General features: G+C 61.8%; 16 protein-coding genes. 1 reads left to right on the forward strand and 15 read right to left on the reverse strand.

What is annotated here, in order from left to right; genetic code table 11:
* Positions 1 to 9: 9 nt before the first annotated feature.
* The 10 genes from yjfF to pcsA all read right to left on the reverse strand — a co-directional run bounded on the left by yjfF (position 10) and on the right by pcsA (position 11,242).
* Positions 10 to 978, reverse strand: coding sequence for a galactofuranose ABC transporter, permease protein YjfF (gene yjfF / locus ATY29_RS28545; protein ID WP_003579213.1), 969 nt, complete (start codon positions 976 to 978; stop codon positions 10 to 12).
* Positions 979 to 983: 5 nt separating this feature from the next.
* Complete coding sequence (locus ATY29_RS28550; RefSeq protein ID WP_097533506.1) at positions 984 to 1,988, reverse strand: ABC transporter permease; 1,005 nt, start codon at positions 1,986 to 1,988, stop codon at positions 984 to 986.
* Positions 1,985 to 3,508, reverse strand: a complete 1,524-nt coding sequence (ytfR, locus tag ATY29_RS28555; RefSeq protein ID WP_003573193.1) for a galactofuranose ABC transporter, ATP-binding protein YtfR — start codon at positions 3,506 to 3,508, stop codon at positions 1,985 to 1,987. Before ytfR ends, ATY29_RS28550 begins: the two co-directional genes overlap by 4 nt.
* 183 nt (positions 3,509 to 3,691) lie before the next feature.
* Positions 3,692 to 4,654, reverse strand: a complete 963-nt coding sequence (ytfQ, locus tag ATY29_RS28560) for a galactofuranose ABC transporter, galactofuranose-binding protein YtfQ (RefSeq protein ID WP_097533507.1) — start codon at positions 4,652 to 4,654, stop codon at positions 3,692 to 3,694.
* 143 nt (positions 4,655 to 4,797) lie between these two features.
* The gene (locus ATY29_RS28565) at positions 4,798 to 5,874 is read right to left on the reverse strand and encodes a BMP family ABC transporter substrate-binding protein (protein WP_097533508.1); all 1,077 of its coding nucleotides are present in this window, start codon (positions 5,872 to 5,874) and stop codon (positions 4,798 to 4,800) included.
* A 48-nt stretch (positions 5,875 to 5,922) separates the two neighbouring features.
* Positions 5,923 to 6,843, reverse strand: a complete 921-nt coding sequence (locus ATY29_RS28570; RefSeq protein ID WP_003573196.1) for an ABC transporter permease — start codon at positions 6,841 to 6,843, stop codon at positions 5,923 to 5,925.
* On the reverse strand, positions 6,840 to 7,925 hold the full coding sequence (locus ATY29_RS28575) for an ABC transporter permease (protein WP_097533509.1): 1,086 nt from the start codon (positions 7,923 to 7,925) through the stop codon (positions 6,840 to 6,842). The genes ATY29_RS28570 and ATY29_RS28575 overlap by 4 nt, the downstream gene beginning before the upstream one ends.
* Positions 7,915 to 9,483 (reverse strand): ABC transporter ATP-binding protein, encoded by a 1,569-nt coding sequence (locus tag ATY29_RS28580; RefSeq protein WP_097533510.1) that lies wholly within the window; start codon positions 9,481 to 9,483, stop codon positions 7,915 to 7,917. The genes ATY29_RS28575 and ATY29_RS28580 overlap by 11 nt, the downstream gene beginning before the upstream one ends.
* A gap of 39 nt (positions 9,484 to 9,522) precedes the next feature.
* Positions 9,523 to 10,503: a quinone oxidoreductase family protein gene (locus tag ATY29_RS28585; RefSeq protein ID WP_003573200.1), complete on the reverse strand. Its 981-nt coding sequence runs from the start codon at positions 10,501 to 10,503 to the stop codon at positions 9,523 to 9,525.
* A 1-nt stretch (position 10,504) separates the two neighbouring features.
* Positions 10,505 to 11,242, reverse strand: a complete 738-nt coding sequence (gene pcsA, locus ATY29_RS28590; protein ID WP_003573202.1) for a phosphatidylcholine synthase — start codon at positions 11,240 to 11,242, stop codon at positions 10,505 to 10,507.
* 359 nt (positions 11,243 to 11,601) lie between these two features.
* On the opposite strand from pcsA, the gene ATY29_RS28595 reads away from it, so the two are divergent.
* Complete coding sequence (locus tag ATY29_RS28595; RefSeq protein WP_025416150.1) at positions 11,602 to 12,414, forward strand: ferredoxin--NADP reductase; 813 nt, start codon at positions 11,602 to 11,604, stop codon at positions 12,412 to 12,414.
* A gap of 51 nt (positions 12,415 to 12,465) precedes the next feature.
* Here ATY29_RS28595 and ATY29_RS28600 read toward each other — a convergent pair whose 3' ends face one another.
* The 5 genes from ATY29_RS28600 to ATY29_RS28620 all read right to left on the reverse strand — a co-directional run bounded on the left by ATY29_RS28600 (position 12,466) and on the right by ATY29_RS28620 (position 17,165).
* Positions 12,466 to 13,080 (reverse strand): GntR family transcriptional regulator, encoded by a 615-nt coding sequence (locus ATY29_RS28600; protein WP_025416149.1) that lies wholly within the window; start codon positions 13,078 to 13,080, stop codon positions 12,466 to 12,468.
* A 337-nt stretch (positions 13,081 to 13,417) separates the two neighbouring features.
* Entirely contained in the window at positions 13,418 to 14,620 is a 1,203-nt protein-coding gene (locus ATY29_RS28605; RefSeq protein WP_025416148.1) for an ABC transporter permease, read from the reverse strand.
* Positions 14,610 to 15,326, reverse strand: a complete 717-nt coding sequence (locus tag ATY29_RS28610; protein ID WP_097533511.1) for an ABC transporter ATP-binding protein — start codon at positions 15,324 to 15,326, stop codon at positions 14,610 to 14,612. The genes ATY29_RS28605 and ATY29_RS28610 overlap by 11 nt, the downstream gene beginning before the upstream one ends.
* Before the next feature lie 13 nt (positions 15,327 to 15,339).
* On the reverse strand, positions 15,340 to 16,632 hold the full coding sequence (locus ATY29_RS28615) for an efflux RND transporter periplasmic adaptor subunit (protein ID WP_097533512.1): 1,293 nt from the start codon (positions 16,630 to 16,632) through the stop codon (positions 15,340 to 15,342).
* A gap of 158 nt (positions 16,633 to 16,790) precedes the next feature.
* Positions 16,791 to 17,165 carry a GFA family protein gene (locus tag ATY29_RS28620; RefSeq protein ID WP_097533513.1) on the reverse strand — a complete coding sequence of 125 codons (375 nt, stop codon included), beginning with the start codon at positions 17,163 to 17,165 and terminating at the stop codon, positions 16,791 to 16,793.
* Between the last annotated feature and the right edge of the window lie 6 nt (positions 17,166 to 17,171).

The following is a 17,171-nucleotide window of genomic DNA, read 5'->3' on the forward strand; positions in this document are numbered from 1 at the left end:
GTCTCCCCCTCAAGCGTACCTCTTGTTCAGACTGGAAACGAACAGGATCGCCTTCTGCATCAGAATGAATGCAAACAGCAGGAGGCCAATCAGGATCTTGGTCCACCAGCTCGACAGCGTGCCGTCGAAGGTGATGTAGGTCTGAATGAGCCCCTGGATCAGGATACCGATCAAGGTTCCCGCCACGAATCCCGCGCCCCCGGTCAGCAGCGTCCCTCCGATGACGACCGCCGCAATGGCGTCGAGTTCGACGCCCACTGCTGCAAGAGAATAACCAGCAGAGGTGTACAGCGAAAAAACGATCCCGGATAGGCCTGCCAGAAAGCCCGACAGCGCATAGATCTGGATTGTCGTGCGGCCGACCGGCACACCCATCAGCCGCGCCGTCTGCGGGCCGCCGCCGAGCGCATAGACATTGGTGCCGAAGCGGGTGCGCTGGGCGATGAAAATGCCTACAGCAAAGACCAGAAGCATGATGCCGCCGATCAGCGTCAGCCGGCCGCCGCCAGGCAGGCGCCAATAGAGGCTGGTCAGCGTCGAATAATATTCGTGATCGATCGGGATGCTGTCGATCGAGAGCACGAAGGCCATGCCGCGCGCCAGGAACATGCCGGCGAGCGTGACGATGAAGGCCGGCATTTCGAGATAGTGGATGATTGCGCCCATGACCGCGCCGAAGGCGGTGGTGATGACGAGCACGATCGCAAAGGCAAGCAGCGGATGGATCGAGGTCTTCTGCAGGATGACTGCCAGGAAGACGCCGGTGAAGGCGATGACCGATCCGATCGACAGATCGATACCGCCCGAGATGATGACGAAGGTCATGCCGACGGCGGCAATGCCGAGAAAGGCATTGTCGGTCAGGAGATTGCCGATGACGCGGGTCGACAGCATGTTCGGATATTGCAGCGTGCAGCCGGCATAGGCGAGCACGAAGATGACGATGGTCGCCAGCAGCGGCAGGTATTTGGAGTTCATTTCGGCTACTCCCTTCCGCTCTGCCGGCGGCTGGCGAAGATGGCGAGCGATTGCACCGCCGGCGACTGGATGACGAGGATGACGATAATGATGACCGCCTTGATGATCAGGTTGAACTCAGGCGGGAAGCCGGAAGACAGGATGCCGGTATTCACCGCCTGGATGATCATCGCGCCGATCAGCGATCCGACAATGCTGAAGCGTCCGCCGAGCAGCGAATTGCCACCGACGACGACGGCGAGGATGGCGTCGAGTTCGAGCCAGAGGCCGGCATTGTTGGCATCGGCGCCCTTGATGTCGGCGGCGACGATGATGCCAGCGATCGAGGCACAGAGCCCGCTCAGCATATAGACGGCCATCAGCAGCACCGGCGTTCGGATGCCGGACAGCGTGCTGGCGCGGCGATTGATGCCGACGGCCTCGATCAGCATGCCGAGTGCGGTGCGGCGCACGAGCAGCATGACGAGCAGGCCGACGAGAAACCAGATGACCACAGGCATCGGCAGCAAGGCCATGGAACCGCTGCCGAAGAAGGTCAGCCCATCATCGTTGAAGGTCAGGATGGCGCCCTCGGTGATCAGCTGGGCGATGCCGCGGCCAGCGACCATCAGCACCAGCGTGGCGATGATCGGCTGGATATTGAGCGCGGCCACCAGGAAACCGTTCCAGACGCCGCAGGCGATACCGATCACCAATGTCAGGAAAATCGTGTAGGCCACTGAATTTCCCGAAACAATCGACGATGCAGCGACGGCGCCGCAGATGGCGACGACCGCCCCGACGGACAGGTCGATACCCTTGGTGGCAATCACCAGCGTCATGCCGATCGCCAGCAGCGCCACCGGCGCGCCGCGATTCAGCACGTCGATGAGGCTGCCATAGAGGCGCCCGTTTTGAACCACGACATTAAAAAACTGCGGCGACGTTATGAAATTCAACAAAAGAATGACAACCAGCGCGATCAATTGCGGCGCCAGGCGATAGGCCAGCGCATTCCGGGAGGACTTCATGCTTCCTCCCTCTTGTGCTCGGCGGCGGCAATGGCATCGACGATGCCGGCGGCGGTGATACGTTCGCCCGTCAATTCGGCGATATGCTGCCTGTCGCGAAGCACGATAACACGTGAGCTATAGGCGACAAGCTCTTCAAGTTCCGATGAAATTACGATCAATGACATGCCTTCGGCGCAGAGCTGTTCGATGAGCCGGATGATTTCGGCATGAGCGCCGACATCGATGCCACGGGTCGGCTCGTCGAGGATGAGAAACTTGGGATTGGTGGCCAGCCAGCGGGCAAGGATCGCCTTCTGCTGGTTACCGCCGGAGAGCAGCCGGATCGGTTTTTCGCGATCGGTGGTGCGGATATCGAGCGCCTTGATGTAGCGGTCGGCAAGCGCATTCTGCTCGGCGCGCGACAGCGGCCGCGTCCAGCCGCGGCGGGCCTGCAGCGCAAGCGCGATGTTCTCCCTGATCGACAGGTCACCGACGATGCCGTCGGTCTTGCGGTCCTCGGGGCAGAAGCCGAAACCCTTTTCGATTGCGGCGCGCGGGCTGGACAGCGTCACCGGCTGGCCGTCGATCGTGGCGCTGCCGCTGTCGGCATGTTCGACGCCGAAGAGCAGTTCGGCAGTTTCGGTACGGCCGGAGCCGAGCAGTCCGGCAATGCCGACCACCTCGCCGGCGCGTACATCGAGATCGAAGGGCTTGACCTTGCCGCGTTTGCCGTAGCCTGCGAAGCGGTACCGGACCTCACCGGCGGCAAGGCTATGCTCGCGCACAGTCTCCTCGACGTGCGCGAGTTCCCGGCCGAGCATCATGGCGATCAGGCCTTGGCGCGGCAGATCGGCGGCGTCGCGGGTGCCGACGAGCTTGCCGTTGCGCAGCACGGTGATGCGGTCGCTGATGGCATAGACCTGCTCGAGAAAATGGGTGATGAAGACGATGCCTAGACCGCGCTTCTTCAGGTCCTCGATGATGCGGAAGAGCAACGCGACTTCCTGATTGTCGAGGCTTGCCGTCGGCTCGTCCAATATCAGCACCTTACCGGAAAGATCGACGGCGCGGGCGATGGCGACGACCTGCTGGACGGCGACGGAGAAACGGCCAAGCTCGGCGGTGACGTCGATATCGATGCCGTAGCCGGTGAGCAATTCGCGCGCCTTGCGGTTCATCGCCCTGACGTCGGTCATGCCGAAACGCCTTGGCTGGCGTCCGAGAAAGAGGTTTTCGGCGACACTCAGATTGGCAAGGAGGTTGACCTCCTGGTAGACGGTGCCGATGCCGAGCTTCTGGGCGGCGAGCGTATTGGCTGGATTGATTTCATGGCCATCGAGCGTCAGGCTGCCCTCGTCACGATGATAGGCGCCGGTGATGCATTTGATCAGCGTCGATTTGCCGGCGCCGTTTTCACCGAGCAGCGCATGCACTTCGCCCTTGCGCAGCGTGAAATCGACCTTGTCCAACGCCACTGCGCCGGGAAAGAATTTCGATATTCCGGAAGCCGCGAGAACATTCTCGAAATCGTGAATCATAGGGCTCTGTTTTCCTGATATTGACGGCAAAAGCCGCGCCGCGGCCGGACATGACGTCCCAAGGCGGCAAGGCAGTTCCGCACCGGTCCATGATGGGCCGGTGCGGTTCTACAGCGCTTGAATGCTGCATCATGTCTCCCTCAATCGATCCCGATTCAGGGATTGCAGCAGCGTCACATCAGATCAGTAGCCCTGACCCTTCTTCTCTTCGTAGACCTTCATCGGCTCGTCGGCAGGCGTGTAGAGCTTGGATTCGGTCTGGATCCACTTCGCCGGCGCCTTCTTGTCCTTCAGGTAGGCATCGAGGGCATCGAAGGCCGGACCTGCCATGTTCGGCGTCAGCTCGACCGTGGCGTTGGACTCGCCTTCGGACATGGCCTTGAAGATATCGGGCACGGCGTCGATCGAGACGACGAGGATATCCTTGCCGGGCTTCAGGCCGGCTTCCTTGATCGCCTGGATGGCGCCGACGGCCATGTCGTCGTTATGGGCGTAGAGAGCGCAGATATCCTTGCCGCCATTCTCGGCCTTCAGGAAGCTTTCCATGACTTCCTTACCCTTGGTGCGGGTGAAGTCACCGGTCTGGCTGCGAACGATCTTGAGGTTGTCATGACCGGCGAGAGCCTCTTCGAAGCCCTTCTTGCGGGCGATGGCCGGCGAAGAACCGGTGGTGCCCTGCAACTCGACGACGTTGCACTTCTTGTCACCGACGGTCTTGACCAGGAAGTCGCCGGCGACCTTGCCTTCGTGTGTCAGGTCCGAAGTGACAGCCGTCAGATAGAGATCGTCCGGAGCCTTGATAGTGCGGTCGAGAAGGATAACCGGAATCTTGGCTTCCTTGGCTTCCTTGAGAACGTCGTCCCAGCCGGTTTCAACAACCGGCGCAATGAGAATGGCGTCGACGCCCTGAGCAATGAAGGAGCGCAGAGCCTTGATCTGATTTTCCTGCTTCTGCTGCGCATCGGCAAACTTCAGATCGATGCCACGCTTCTTGGCCTGTTCCTTGGTGACGGTCGTTTCAGCCGCACGCCAGCCCGATTCCGAGCCGATCTGCGAGAAGCCGACAGTCAAGCCACCGGCCGAAGCCGAACCGAACGTGCAGGCAGCAAGAATCGTGGCACTCAAAAGTGCAGTCTTCAATTTCATGATTTCCTCCCAAGCCGCATCTCGCGGCGCAGGGTCAAAAAATCATATAGTATTACTTTTGTAAATCGGAATCTTGGGATGCACTGCAGCAAAAAAGGGCGCCCACAGAGGGGCGCCCTTCGCAACTGCGAATTGAGGAGGGCTTATTGTGCCGGCAGCTTGTCGTCGACGCCTTCGACATAGAAATTCATGCCGAGCAGCGTGCCGTCATCGGCCTTCTCGCCGGCCTTCAGCCAGGGCGTGCCGTCCTGCTTGTTGATCGGGCCGGTGAAGGGATGCAACTCGCCCGACTTGATCTTGGCTTCGGTTTCCTCGGCCATCTTCTTCACGTCGTCAGGCATGTTGGTGTAGGGCGCCATCTTCAGGATGCCGTCCTTCAGGCCGTCCCAGCTCTGCTCGGACTTCCAGGTGCCGTCGAGCAGCGCGTGCACGCGCTTGGAGTAGTAGGTTCCCCAGGTGTCGACGATTGCCGTCAGCTGCGCCTTCGGGCCGGCCGCAATCATGTCGGACGCCTGGCCGAAGGCGTGGATGCCGCGTTCTTCGGCAACCTGCATCGGCGCCGTCGTATCGGTATGCTGCGTCAGCACGTCGACGCCCTGGTCGACCATGGCCTTGGCGGCATCGGCTTCCTTGCCCGGGTCGAACCAGGTATTGACCCATATGACCTTGAGCTTGAAGCTCGGATCGACCGACTTGGCGCCTTGCTCGAAGGAGTTGATGCCCATCACCACTTCCGGAATCGGGAAGGAGGCGATGTAGGCGGCGCCGTGATTCTTCGAGGTCTTCGCGGCGATCTGGCCGAGGATGTAACGGCCTTCGTAGAAGCGCGAATTGTAGGTGGCGAGATTGGGGCCTGATTTGTAGCCGGTGCCGTGCTCGAACTTCACATCCGGGAACTTGGCGGCGACCTTGACGGTGGCATCCATGAACCCGAAGGACGTGGTGAAGATCAGCTTGCAGCCGGAGCGGGCAAGGCGTTCGATGGCGCGCTCGGCGTCCGGTCCTTCAGGCACGTTTTCGAGGTAAGGCGTATCGATCTTGTCGCCGAATTCGGCCTGGACCTGCTGGCGGCCGAGATCGTGAGCCTGGGAATAGCCGCCGTCGGTGTGCGAACCGACATAGACGAAGCAGATTTTCGTCTTGTCGGCGGCCTGTGCGGCAGACGAGATGCCGATCACGGCGGCAGCCGAGGCGGCGAGTGTGAGTGCTAACTTCTTCATAGTAACCCCTGTTGGTTTGAAGTTGGAAACCCGTCTGTTGTTGTTGCTTTATCGCTCCGGTACGAAGGCTTTTCCGAGCGACGCGGGCGTGTTGATCAACGTCGTTCGCCGATTATGAGAAATGATGATGAGAACCACAATAGTCGCGGCATAGGGCAGCATCGAAAGGAACTGCGAGGGAATGCCGAGGCCGAAGGCCTGCGCGTGCAGCTGCAGAATGGTGACCGCACCGAAGAGATAACCGCCTGCAAAGACCCGCCACGGCCGCCAGGAGGCGAAAACGACAAGCGCCAGCGTGATCCAGCCGCGGCCGGCCGACATGTTCTCCGCCCACTGCGGCGTATAAACAAGCGACAGCTGCGCGCCGGCAAGACCGGCACAGGCGCCGCCGAACATCACCGCGAGGTATCGCGTGCGGATGACGTCAATGCCGAGGGCATGGGCCGAGCCGTGACTGTCGCCGATCGCTCTCAGCTTCAAGCCGGTGCGGCTGCGGAACAGGAACCAGCTGACGCCGATCACCAGCGCAATCGAGAGATAGAAGATCAGATCCTGCCTGAAGAGCACATGGCCGATGAGCGGAATATCCGACAGTATGGGAATGACGATCTCTTCCAGCCGGATGCCGGGCACGCTGACATAGGCTTCGCCGAGCATGCCGGACACACCAAGGCCAAGAAGGGTGAGCGCCAGCCCGGTCGCCACCTGGTTCGCCACCAGCGTCAGCGTCAGGAAGGCAAACAGCAGCGAGAAAAGCGCGCCTGCCGCAATGCCGCAGACGATGCCGACGTAGGGCGAGCCCGACAGCTGGGCGCCGGCAAAGGCGGCGACCGCGCCCATGATCATCATGCCTTCGACACCAAGGTTCAGAACGCCCGAGCGCTCGGCCACCAGCTCGCCGAGGGCGGCGATGACGAGCGGCGTCGAGGCGGTGATGACAGTCAGCAGAATGGCTTCGAAGATGCTCATGCCGCCCCGCCCTTTAGCCGCGACCAGACGATGCGGATTTTGTAATAGATCAGTGTATCGCAGGAGAGCACGAAGAAGAGCAGCAGGCCCTGGAAGACGCGGGTGACCTTGTCGGAGACGCCGAGCGACAGCTGTGCCGCCTCGCCGCCGAGATAGGTGAGCGCCAGCACCAGGCCCGAGGCAATGATGCCGAGCGGATTAAGGCGGCCGAGAAAGGCGACGATGATGGCGGTAAAACCGTAGCCTGGCGAGATCGCCGGTTGCAGGTGGCCAATCGAGCCTGAGACCTCACTGATGCCGGCAAGGCCAGCAAGAGCGCCTGAGAACAGGAAGCTGAACCAGATCATCTTCCTGGAGGAGAAACCGGCAAAGCGCCCTGCCCGATCGGATTGGCCGAGCACGACGATCTCGAAGCCCTTCAGCGTATAACGCAGCATGAACCAGACGGCGATGGCCGCCACAATTGCAAAGATGAAGGCCCAATGGGCGCGGCCCGATTCTTCCCAGATCGCCGGCAGCACCGCTTCCGGAGCGAAATCGCGCGAGACCGGGAAGTTGAAGCCTTTCGGATCGCGCCAGGCGCCGCGGATCAGCCAGTCGAGGAAGAGCTGGGCAATATAGACCAGCATGAGCGATGTCAGGATCTCGTTGGTGTTGAAATGCGCCTTCAAAAGCGCCGGAATAGCCGCAAACAGCGCGCCGCCGAGCGCGCCTGATATCAGCATCAGCGGCAGCACCAGCGGCGAATGCCAGTCGTAGAAGACGATCGGCAGATAGGAGCCGGTGATGGCGCCGATGGTGAACTGGCCTTCGGCGCCGATATTCCAGTTGTTCGAGCGATAACAGACGGCGAGACCGACGGCGATCAGGATCAGCGGTGCGGCCTTGATCGCCAACTCATGCAGTGACCAGACCTCGAGCAGCGGCTCGACGAAGAAGGCGTCCAGTGCTTCGACCGGGTCCTTGCCCAGCATGGCGAACATGATGGCGCCGAAGGCGAGCGTCAGGACAAGAGCCAGGAGCGGCGAGACGAAAGCGTAGAGCTTCGAGACGTCGGGGCGTTTTTCCAGTTCAATGCGCATGCGCTGCCTCCGCACCGGGGCTGCTCTGATGCAGGCCGCCCATCAGCAGGCCGATCTTTTCACGCGTCAGTTCGCCCGCCGGGAACGGGCTGGAAAGGCGGCCTTCGGAGATGACGGCAATATCGGTCGCCACTTCGAATATCTCATCGAGATCCTGGCTTATGACGACGACGGCCGAACCATTTCTGGCAAGATCGACGAGAGCCTGGCGGATGCGGCTTGCAGCCCCGGCATCCACACCCCAGGTCGGCTGGTTAACGACGAGGACGGCCGGCTGGCGGTCGAGCTCGCGGCCGACGATGAATTTCTGCAGATTGCCGCCGGACAAGGAGCCGGCCGCCGGATCATCACCGCTTTTGCGGACATCCATCGCTTCGGAAATCCGCCGCGCGGCGGATTTCACCGCGCCGTGGCGGATGATGCCGAGCAGACCGAGAAATGCCTTGCGATCCGACTGGCTGCGGGCCAGCACCAGATTGTCCGACAGTTTCATGGCGGAGACGGCGGCATGGCCGTGCCGCTCCTCCGGCACGAAGCCGGCGCCGAGCAGGCGGCGGGCGGTAATGCCCCGATCCCCCACGGGCCTGTTGCGGATGACGATCGCATGGGCCGAGTCGACCGGATATTCACCGGAGAGCGCATCGAAAAGTTCGCTCTGGCCGTTGCCGGCAACGCCGGCAATCGCCAGGATTTCACCTGCACGCACCGTCATCGAGACATCGCGCAGCGGCATGGCGAAAGGTGTGCGCGCGGCGACGGAAAGGTTGGCAACGGCCAGCTGCACCTCGCCTTTGTTGCTGCGTTCGGGATGGGTGACGGCCGCCACCTCACTGCCGACCATCATGCGGGCAAGCGAGGCGGGCGTTTCCTGCTTCGGATCGCAGGCGCCGGTGACGCGGCCATGGCGCAGCACCGTGGCGCGATCGCAGATGCGCTGCACCTCTTCCAGGCGGTGGCTGATATAGAGAACCGAACGGCCCTCGGCGCGCAGCTTGAACAGCGTCTCGAACAGCCTGTCGGCCTCCTGCGGCGTCAGCACCGAGGTCGGCTCGTCGAGAATGATCAGCTTCGGGTTCTGCAGCAGCGCCCGGACGATCTCGATGCGCTGGCGCTCGCCGACCGAGAGATCGGCGACATGGGCATGCGGATCGAGCGGCAGGCCGTAGGCTTGCGACAGCGTCCTCGCCTCTTCGGCGATCCTGTCGATCGGGACGGCGTCATCGAGCGACAGCGCGATGTTTTCGGCAACCGTCAGCGCCTCGAACAGCGAAAAATGCTGGAAGACCATGCCGATGCCGTGCTTGCGGGCTTCACCCGGCGAGGTGATCGCAACAGGCTCGCCCTGCCAGAGGATATGTCCGTTGGTCGGCTCCAGCACGCCGAACAGCATCTTCACCAGGGTGGATTTGCCTGCGCCATTTTCGCCGAGAAGCGCGTGAATTTCGCCCGGCGCGATATCGAGATCGATTTCATTGCAGGCGGCAAAGCCACCGAAAAACTTCGTCAGCTTCTGCACGGATAATAACGCACCGGAATCCGGCACATTCAATGGCGACACGTTCCCCTCATTTCTTCTGCCAACCGGTCCGTTCGGATCTCATGGAATCAGCAGCGTCGTTCCTGTTGTTTTTCTTGTTTCCAGATCCGCGTGAGCCCGCCCAACCTCACGTAACGGATAGGTTTGATTGATATTGATACGCACTTTGTTGCTTTGCACAACATCAAATAGCGCTTTGGCACTGTCGATCAGTTCCTGGCGCGCGGCGATGTAAGTGAAGAGTGTCGGCCGCGTCGCATAGAGCGAGCCCTTCTGCGCCAGCATGGCAAGGGTGAAATTCTCGATCGGCCCCGAGGACTGGCCGAAGGAGGCGAAGAGGCCGCGCGGCTTCAGGCAATCGAGCGACTGTGGAAAAGTATCGCGGCCGATCGAATCATAGACGACATCGACACCCTTGCCGCCGGTTATCTCGCGGACACGCTTCGCGAAATCATCGCTCTTGTAATTGATCACATGGTCATAGCCATGGGCGCGCGCCAACTCGATCTTCTCCTCGGAGCCCGCCGTGCCGATGACGGTGGCGCCGAGCGCCTTTGCCCATTGGCCGGCGATCAGTCCGACGCCGCCGGCAGCGGCATGAAACAACAAGACCGTTTCAGGGCCGACCTTGAAGGTGCGGTTCAAGAGATACTCGGCGGTCATGCCCTTCAGCATCATCGCCGCCGCCGTTTCGAGTTCGATGCCATCAGGCACATGCACGAGATGGCGGACGTCGATATTGCGCTCAGCGCTATAGGCGCCGTCGGCGCTGGCATAGGCCACGCGATCGCCGAGCTTGAAATCCGTAACACCGGGACCGACCGCCGTGACGGTGCCGGCCCCCTCCTTGCCGGTGACGAACGGCAGATGTGGCACCTTGTAGGAGCCGTTGCGGAAATAGACATCGATGAAATTGAGGCCCACCGCCGCCTGGCGGATCTGCACCTCACCGGTCGATGGCTCGGGGAGATCGACGTCGACATAGTCGAAAACCTCAGGCCCGCCCGTCCGTGAAAATGAAACCGCCTGCGTCTTCGTCATCTCAACCGTCCTTTGTTTCGCGTCCGAGAGCGGGGAAGAATTGCAGCACCGCGCCGATGACGTAAAGATAGAGCCCGGTCACGATGAAGAGAATGAGCGCCCATTCAGGCGTGTCGAAATGCATCAGCAGCGAAAAAATGCCGAGCGCCGACCAGAGGAAAAAGACACCGAGGTTGAGCGGGCGCAGCCTTTTGACCCGGACCGGATGCAGGAAATTGATCGGCAGGAAGGTCAACACTACCGAGACGATGACGACGGCGAGCGCGGTCATGGCACTGGCATCGATAACGAACAGCGTAAAGACGATCATGTTCCAGACGACGGGGAAGCCGGAGAAGAAATACTCATCCGTCTTCATGCCCATGTCGGCATAGTAGATGGCGCTCGAAACGACGATCAAGCCGGCGGCGACGAAGGACCAGGGCTCGCCGATCATGCCGCTCTGATAGAGCGCGAAAGCCGGCAGCAGCACATAGGTGACGTAATCGATGATATTGTCGAGCGTATCACCCGACCAGTTCGGCAGCACTTCCTTGACGCGCACCTTGCGGGCGATCGGTCCGTCTATGCCGTCGACGAGCAGGGCAAGGCCCAGCCACCAGAACATGTCGATGAAGCGGTGTTCGGCAGCGGCAACGACGCCGAGAAAGGCAAGGAAGGAGCCCGAGGCCGTCAGGATATGGACTGAGAAGGCGCGCATCTCCGCGTAAGGAACGCGCTTGTAGTTGAAAATTTTCATATTCCCCCGACCGCCCTATCGCGCTCGCCCCGGCAAGCGTCTTTATTCGCCACACATCGCCCGACCCCTCTTCCTGAATCGGGTCCCGACACCGTAGGTCTTTGTTGTCGCACCGTTTTTGCTGAAAACCGGCATGCAGTTGCGGCGCGCCGCTCTAATATGCATCCTTTGCCGGGCTTCGCCAGCGGGAAAACGACATTCCCCGCCTGCCCCTCCCTCCCCATTGAATCCTGACGATGACATGCATATTTCCCTTCTGGAGCGTCGCGTGGAATGGAATGCCTTTAATTCGGGCCCGATTTGTAATATCTCGCTCGCATCCGACAGTTCATCCGACGAATACGGGATCCGCTACCGAAATGAACGCGCCTGCAAAGACCGAAGACTTCGCCACGTCCATCCCCGCCGGCGTCTATGCCGAGACGGTGCTTGCTGTGACGCATTACACCGACCGGCTCTTCCGCTTCACGATGACCCGGCCGCAGGGCTTCCGTTTCCGTTCCGGCGAATTTGCGATGATCGGCCTGATGGTCGAGGGCAAACCGGTCTTCCGCGCCTATTCGATCGCCAGCCCCGCCTGGGCCGAAGAGCTCGAGTTCTTCTCGATCAAGGTGCCGGACGGCCCGCTGACCTCGCATCTGCAGGCGATCAAGCCGGGCGACCAGGTGCTGATGCGCAAGAAGCCGACGGGCACGCTGGTGCTCGACGCGCTGACGCCGGGCCGTCGTCTCTATATGTTCTCGACGGGAACGGGTGTTGCGCCTTTCGCCAGCCTGATCCGCGATCCCGAGACCTATGAGAAGTTCGAGGAAGTCATCCTCACCCATACAACCCGCGATGTCGCCGAGCTGCAATACGGCTTCGACCTCGTCAACGAGATCGAGAACGACGAGTTGCTGAAGGAAGTGGTCGGTGACAAGCTGCGCCATTATGCGACCGTCACGCGCGAGGATTTCGAATATCGCGGCCGCATCACCGACCTGATCTCGTCGGGCAAGCTGTTTACCGATCTCGGCGTACCGCCACTCGATCCAGCGATCGACCGCGGCATGATCTGCGGTTCCTCGGCCATGCTGAAGGACACCAAGGAACTGCTCGAAAAGGCCGGCCTCAATGAAGGCGCCAATAGCAAGCCTGCCGAATTCGTCATCGAGCGCGCTTTCGTCGGCTGAGGTTTTCTCCGACAACCAGATCTGACGGCGGCTCCGGAAACGGGGCCGCTTTTATTTGCGGGCGAGATAGTCGATCAGTACCGCCATGGCGGCGCGCGCTTCTTCCGCCCTGCCCTGATGGATGGCGCGGATGACGGCGACGTGCAGCGTGATGGCGCGGTCGGTGCGCTCCGGGTTCGCGGTGGAATACCAGAGGCGGCGAGAATGCGTCTGCACCGGACCGAGCGCGGCGGTGATGAAGCCGTTGGGACAGGCCTCTTCGAGGATTTCGTCGAAGGCTTTATCGGCGGCGAAGAAGCCGGCGAGATCGCCGGTGACGGCGCATTCGTCCATGGCGTCGGCGCAGTCGTTAAGGCGCTGGCGCTGCTCATCCGTCGCATGTTTGGCGGCAAGGCTTGCCGCAATCGGCTCCAGCTCACGGCGCACCTGCATGACATTACCATGATCCTCGGGCGCGATCCCAGCCACCTGCAGCCCGACCCGCGGCTTCACCAGGATCAGCCCCTGCCAGGCAAGCTTCTGGATCGCCTCACGCACCGGCGTGCGCCCATGGCCCGCCATGTCGATCAGCTGTTTTTCGGTAACGAGCGCGCCTGGCTTCAGCGCCAGTGTGACGATCAGGTGCTCCAGCGCGAGATAGGCGAGATGACTCTGTGACGTCTGCATGCTGAAAATCCGGCGCCGATCTGATATATCAAATGGTTGCACGACAAAAAGCCGAAGACAAGTCGGCATTGAAATATCAGAATAGAGACAAATAGATAACAGCGGCGTGAGTTTCGTGGACTCAGGCGTCTACGCTACGAAAGAACTCATTTTTCCGCCCCACCCTCCGTCATGCTCACAGCATCCACCGGCAGTGGCATGGATCCTCGGCTTAAGACCGAGAGGACGGAGAATGAGGTTGGCGTTCTGCCAAACTCACCCTCGCGTAAAGAGCCACGCCGCGTCACCCCCAATATCAGGCCGCGCCCTGCCCTCGATCAACCCTTGCGATCGCGCTTCACTCGTGCCGCAGAGCCTCGATGGGGTTCAACTGTGCTGCCCGTCTTGCGGGGAAATAGCCGAAGATCATGCCGATTGCGGCGGAGAAGAGGAAGGCGACGGCGACCATCATCGGGCTGAAGACGAAGGGGACTTTCAAGAGGGTGACCGCCACGAGACCGAGGCTCAGGCCGAGCACGATGCCGGTGATGCCGCCGAAGAGCGAGAGCGCCACCGCCTCGACCAGGAACTGGGTGAGAACCTGGTTTTCGAGCGCGCCGATCGCCAGCCGGATGCCGATTTCCCGGGTTCGTTCGGTGACGGAGACCAGCATGATGTTCATGATGCCGATACCGCCGACGAGCAGGCTGATGGCGGCCACCGCGCCGAGCAGGCCGGTCAGCAGCGTCGTCGTGCCGGTCATTGCCTCGGCGATCTGGGTCATGTCGTTGACGTTGAAATCGTCCTGTCGGCCGGGAATGATCTTGCGCCGCTCGCGCAGCAGATTTTCGACATCGGCCTGGATCTTGGCGGTCGAGACGCCGTCGCGGGCTGAGATGATGATCTGCGGCACATTGCTGCTGCCGCTGATGCGCCGCTGGAACACCTTGACCGGCATGATGACGACATCGTCCTGGTCGGTGCCCATGCCGGACTGGCCGCGCTTGGCAAGGACGCCGATGACGGGGCACGAGACCTTGCCGACGCGGATCTGCTGGCCTGTGGGATCGGCGGCGCCGAAGAGCTGCGAGCGCACGGTTTCGCCGATGATGCAGCGGGACTGGCCGCGTTCTTCGGCCGGCGTGAAAATGCGGCCGAGCGCCAGGTTCCAGTCCTGGGCAACGAAATAGTCGTTAGTGGTGCCGGAGACGCTGGTCGAATGGTTCTGGCCGCCTGATATCACGGTTGCCGTTGATTGGTTGAGCGGCGCCACGGCCCTGAGGCCGCCGATCTGGTCGCGGATGGCGGCGACATCCTTGATGCTGAAGCGTTTGGCCTCGGAGCTCGCCCGGCCGGGGCCGAACTGGCCAGGACGGACGAACAGCATGTTGGTGCCGAGCCGCGACAGCTCGGTCGAGACCTGGGCGGTGGTGCCGTTGCCGATCGTCACCAGGGCGATGACGGCGGCAACGCCGATGACGACGCCGAGCACGGTCAGGAAGGAGCGCAGCATGTTGCGGCTGATGGCGCGTAGTGCCAGCTTCAGCGTCTCAAAGAACATGATCCGCCCTCCTGCGATGCTCGACCTCGGTCTCCAGCTTGCCGTCGACGAAACGCAGCAGCCGCTGCGCATAGGCGGCGATATCGGGTTCGTGCGTGACCATGACGATGGTAATGCCCTGCTCGCGGTTCAGCCGGGTCATCAGGTCCATGATCTCGACGCTGGTCCTGGTGTCGAGATTGCCTGTCGGCTCGTCGGCCAAGAGCAGCGCCGGCTCGGTGACGATGGCGCGGGCGATGGCGACGCGCTGCTGCTGGCCGCCTGACAGTTCCTGGGTCTTGTGATGTTCGCGGCCGGAGAGGCCGACCAGCGCCAGCGCTTCGCGGGCCCGTTCGCGCCGCTCGCGCACCGCCATGCCGCGATAGATCAGCGGCAGCTCGACATTTTCCACCGCCGAGGTGCGCGACAGAAGGTTGAAGCCCTGGAAGACGAAACCGAGCATATGACGGCGCAACAGCGTCAGCTGGCTGCGGTCGAAGCCACTGGTCGGGATGCCCTGGAAGACGTAATCGCCTGATGCCGGCACGTCGAGGCAGCCGAGGATATTCATCGCCGTCGACTTGCCGGAGCCGGATGGACCCATGATCGCGACGAATTCATGGGTGTTGATCGCCAGATCGACATGGTCGAGCGCGCGGATGGCCGCCTCGCCCTCGCCGTAGATTTTCGAGACCTGCCTGAATTCGATGAGTGGCGGGTTAGCCATCCCACTTCTCCGCCTAGTTCGCACGCGTCGTGGCGTCGGTCACCAATGCGTCATTTTCCCTAAGGTCGCCGGAGACGACCTGGGTGAACTGGCCGTCGGACGAGCCGACCTGGATGACGACAGGGGTGGGCCGGCCTTCGCGCAGCACCCAGACGCGCCGCTCTGCGCCCGTCAACGCCTGACCTGCATTGCCGCCGCGCTGGCGTGGCGGGCCGAAGATCCCGAAAATGCCGCGACCGCGCCTTTCGCCCTGTGCCGGCGCATAACGCAGTGCCGCATTCGGCACCATCAGCGTGTCCTTGACAGCCTCGACGGTGACGTCGGCCGTCGCCGTCATGCCGGGGCGCAGCAGAAGGTCGGCATTGTCGACCGAAAGCACCGCCTTATAGGTGACGACATTGTTGACCACTTCGGAGGCGAAGCGGATCTGCTCGATCTCGGCGGGAAAGGTCCGGTCGGGATAGGCGTCGACCGAAAACTTCGCCTTCTGGCCGACGGCGATCTGGCCGACATCGGCCTCGTCGACATCGACCTGCAGCTCCATTTTCTTCAGGTCGCCGGCGATGGTGAAAAGGATAGGCGCCGAAAGCGAGGCGGCGACCGTCGCGCCCGGATTGATGGCGCGGGTGAGGATGACGCCGTCGATCGGCGAGATGATCTTCGCCTTGGCGAGATTGACCTCGGCCAACTGCAGGTCGGCCTCCGAGGCCAGCACTTCGGCTTCGTTGATCTGTTTGGCGGCGACGGCCGAATCATATTTGTAGGTGGCGTCGTCGAGGCTCTGCTGGGTGGAGACGTTGCTCTTGACCAGGCTCTTCAGCCGCTCGAGCGAGGTGCCTGCCGATTGCATATCGGCATCGGCCTTGACGACATTCGCCTTGGCGGAATTCAGCTTGGCGCGCGAACTCTTCACATCCGCCTCGAGCTTGTTGGTGTCGAGAAGAGCCAGCACCTCGCCTGCCTTGACCGTGCTGTTGTAATCGACATTGACGTCGCGGACCGTGCCGGAAAGTTCGCTCGATATATCAACCTGCTCGGTCGGTTGCACCGAGCCGGTGGCGGTGACGAGCACCGTCAGGCCACCGCGTTTTACCGGCTGGGTGGCATAGCTCACTTCGCTTTGCCCGCGGTCCATATAGAAATAGGCGGCGGCGGCGGCCGCGGCGATGAGGATCAGCAGGATGAGCAGGCGTCCACGCCAGCGGCTGCGCTTGCCCTGCCGTCGCGATGCGGCAAGGACCGCCGCGAGGTCGGATGCGCCGTCTGTCTGCGCCCCGGTCTTCTTGCCGGTTCCGGTATCGTTCATGTCATCCTCGATCAGTCAGCGGCCGTCTCGGTCCGCAGCGAAATAAGCACAGCGCAGATGAACCGGGCATTAGCGTTGCCGCCGAACTGGCACGGAATTGCGGATGGGGGAAATGAAATATTGGTAATAAAAGTCAAGTTTTGGTGCGAAAGCGCTCGTCAGTCCGCATCCTCGGAATATTGGCCGGCGCCGAGCAGCGGACGCAGCCAGGCTTCGCGCCGCTTGATCCAGACTTCATAGTCCGGCGCGAGGTCGGTCGGCAGATTGTCGAGCGAGCCCACACGGATTTCCGCCTCATCGTCCCTGAGGCAGAAAAGCCTGCCGCCGCAGGTCGGGCAGAAGCTGCGGCCGGCGAAGGTGGCGATCTCGCCGCTGTGGGAAAAAGCCTGCCGCGGCCAGACCGCGAAGAAGACGAAGGCGGAGCCGCTGGATTTACGGCAATCGGCGCAATGGCAAAGGCCGACGCGCAATGGCTCACCCTCGACGCGATAGGCCACTGCCCCGCATAGGCAGCTTCCGGTGCGGATGCTCATCGCGGG

This window comes from Rhizobium hidalgonense (genome assembly GCF_002914525.1).
Taxonomy (GTDB): domain Bacteria; phylum Pseudomonadota; class Alphaproteobacteria; order Rhizobiales; family Rhizobiaceae; genus Rhizobium; species Rhizobium hidalgonense.

Bases quoted from the DNA above. Each gene is read 5' to 3' on its own strand.
- ATY29_RS28550 (WP_097533506.1), bottom strand. From the start codon at position 1,988: ATGAAGTCCTCCCGGAATGCGCTGGCCTATCGCCTGGCGCCGCAATTG.
- ATY29_RS28575 (WP_097533509.1), bottom strand. From the start codon at position 7,925: ATGCGCATTGAACTGGAAAAACGCCCCGACGTCTCGAAGCTCTACGCT.
- ATY29_RS28620 (WP_097533513.1), bottom strand. From the start codon at position 17,165: ATGAGCATCCGCACCGGAAGCTGCCTATGCGGGGCAGTGGCCTATCGC.
- ytfR (WP_003573193.1), bottom strand. From the start codon at position 3,508: ATGATTCACGATTTCGAGAATGTTCTCGCGGCTTCCGGAATATCGAAA.
- pcsA (WP_003573202.1), bottom strand. From the start codon at position 11,242: ATGAAAATTTTCAACTACAAGCGCGTTCCTTACGCGGAGATGCGCGCC.
- ATY29_RS28600 (WP_025416149.1), bottom strand. From the start codon at position 13,080: ATGCAGACGTCACAGAGTCATCTCGCCTATCTCGCGCTGGAGCACCTG.
- ATY29_RS28595 (WP_025416150.1), top strand. From the start codon at position 11,602: ATGAACGCGCCTGCAAAGACCGAAGACTTCGCCACGTCCATCCCCGCC.
- ATY29_RS28615 (WP_097533512.1), bottom strand. From the start codon at position 16,632: ATGAACGATACCGGAACCGGCAAGAAGACCGGGGCGCAGACAGACGGC.
- ATY29_RS28565 (WP_097533508.1), bottom strand. From the start codon at position 5,874: ATGAAGAAGTTAGCACTCACACTCGCCGCCTCGGCTGCCGCCGTGATC.
- ATY29_RS28570 (WP_003573196.1), bottom strand. From the start codon at position 6,843: ATGAGCATCTTCGAAGCCATTCTGCTGACTGTCATCACCGCCTCGACG.
- ATY29_RS28610 (WP_097533511.1), bottom strand. From the start codon at position 15,326: ATGGCTAACCCGCCACTCATCGAATTCAGGCAGGTCTCGAAAATCTAC.
- ytfQ (WP_097533507.1), bottom strand. From the start codon at position 4,654: ATGAAATTGAAGACTGCACTTTTGAGTGCCACGATTCTTGCTGCCTGC.
- ATY29_RS28585 (WP_003573200.1), bottom strand. From the start codon at position 10,503: ATGACGAAGACGCAGGCGGTTTCATTTTCACGGACGGGCGGGCCTGAG.
- yjfF (WP_003579213.1), bottom strand. From the start codon at position 978: ATGAACTCCAAATACCTGCCGCTGCTGGCGACCATCGTCATCTTCGTG.
- ATY29_RS28605 (WP_025416148.1), bottom strand. From the start codon at position 14,620: ATGTTCTTTGAGACGCTGAAGCTGGCACTACGCGCCATCAGCCGCAAC.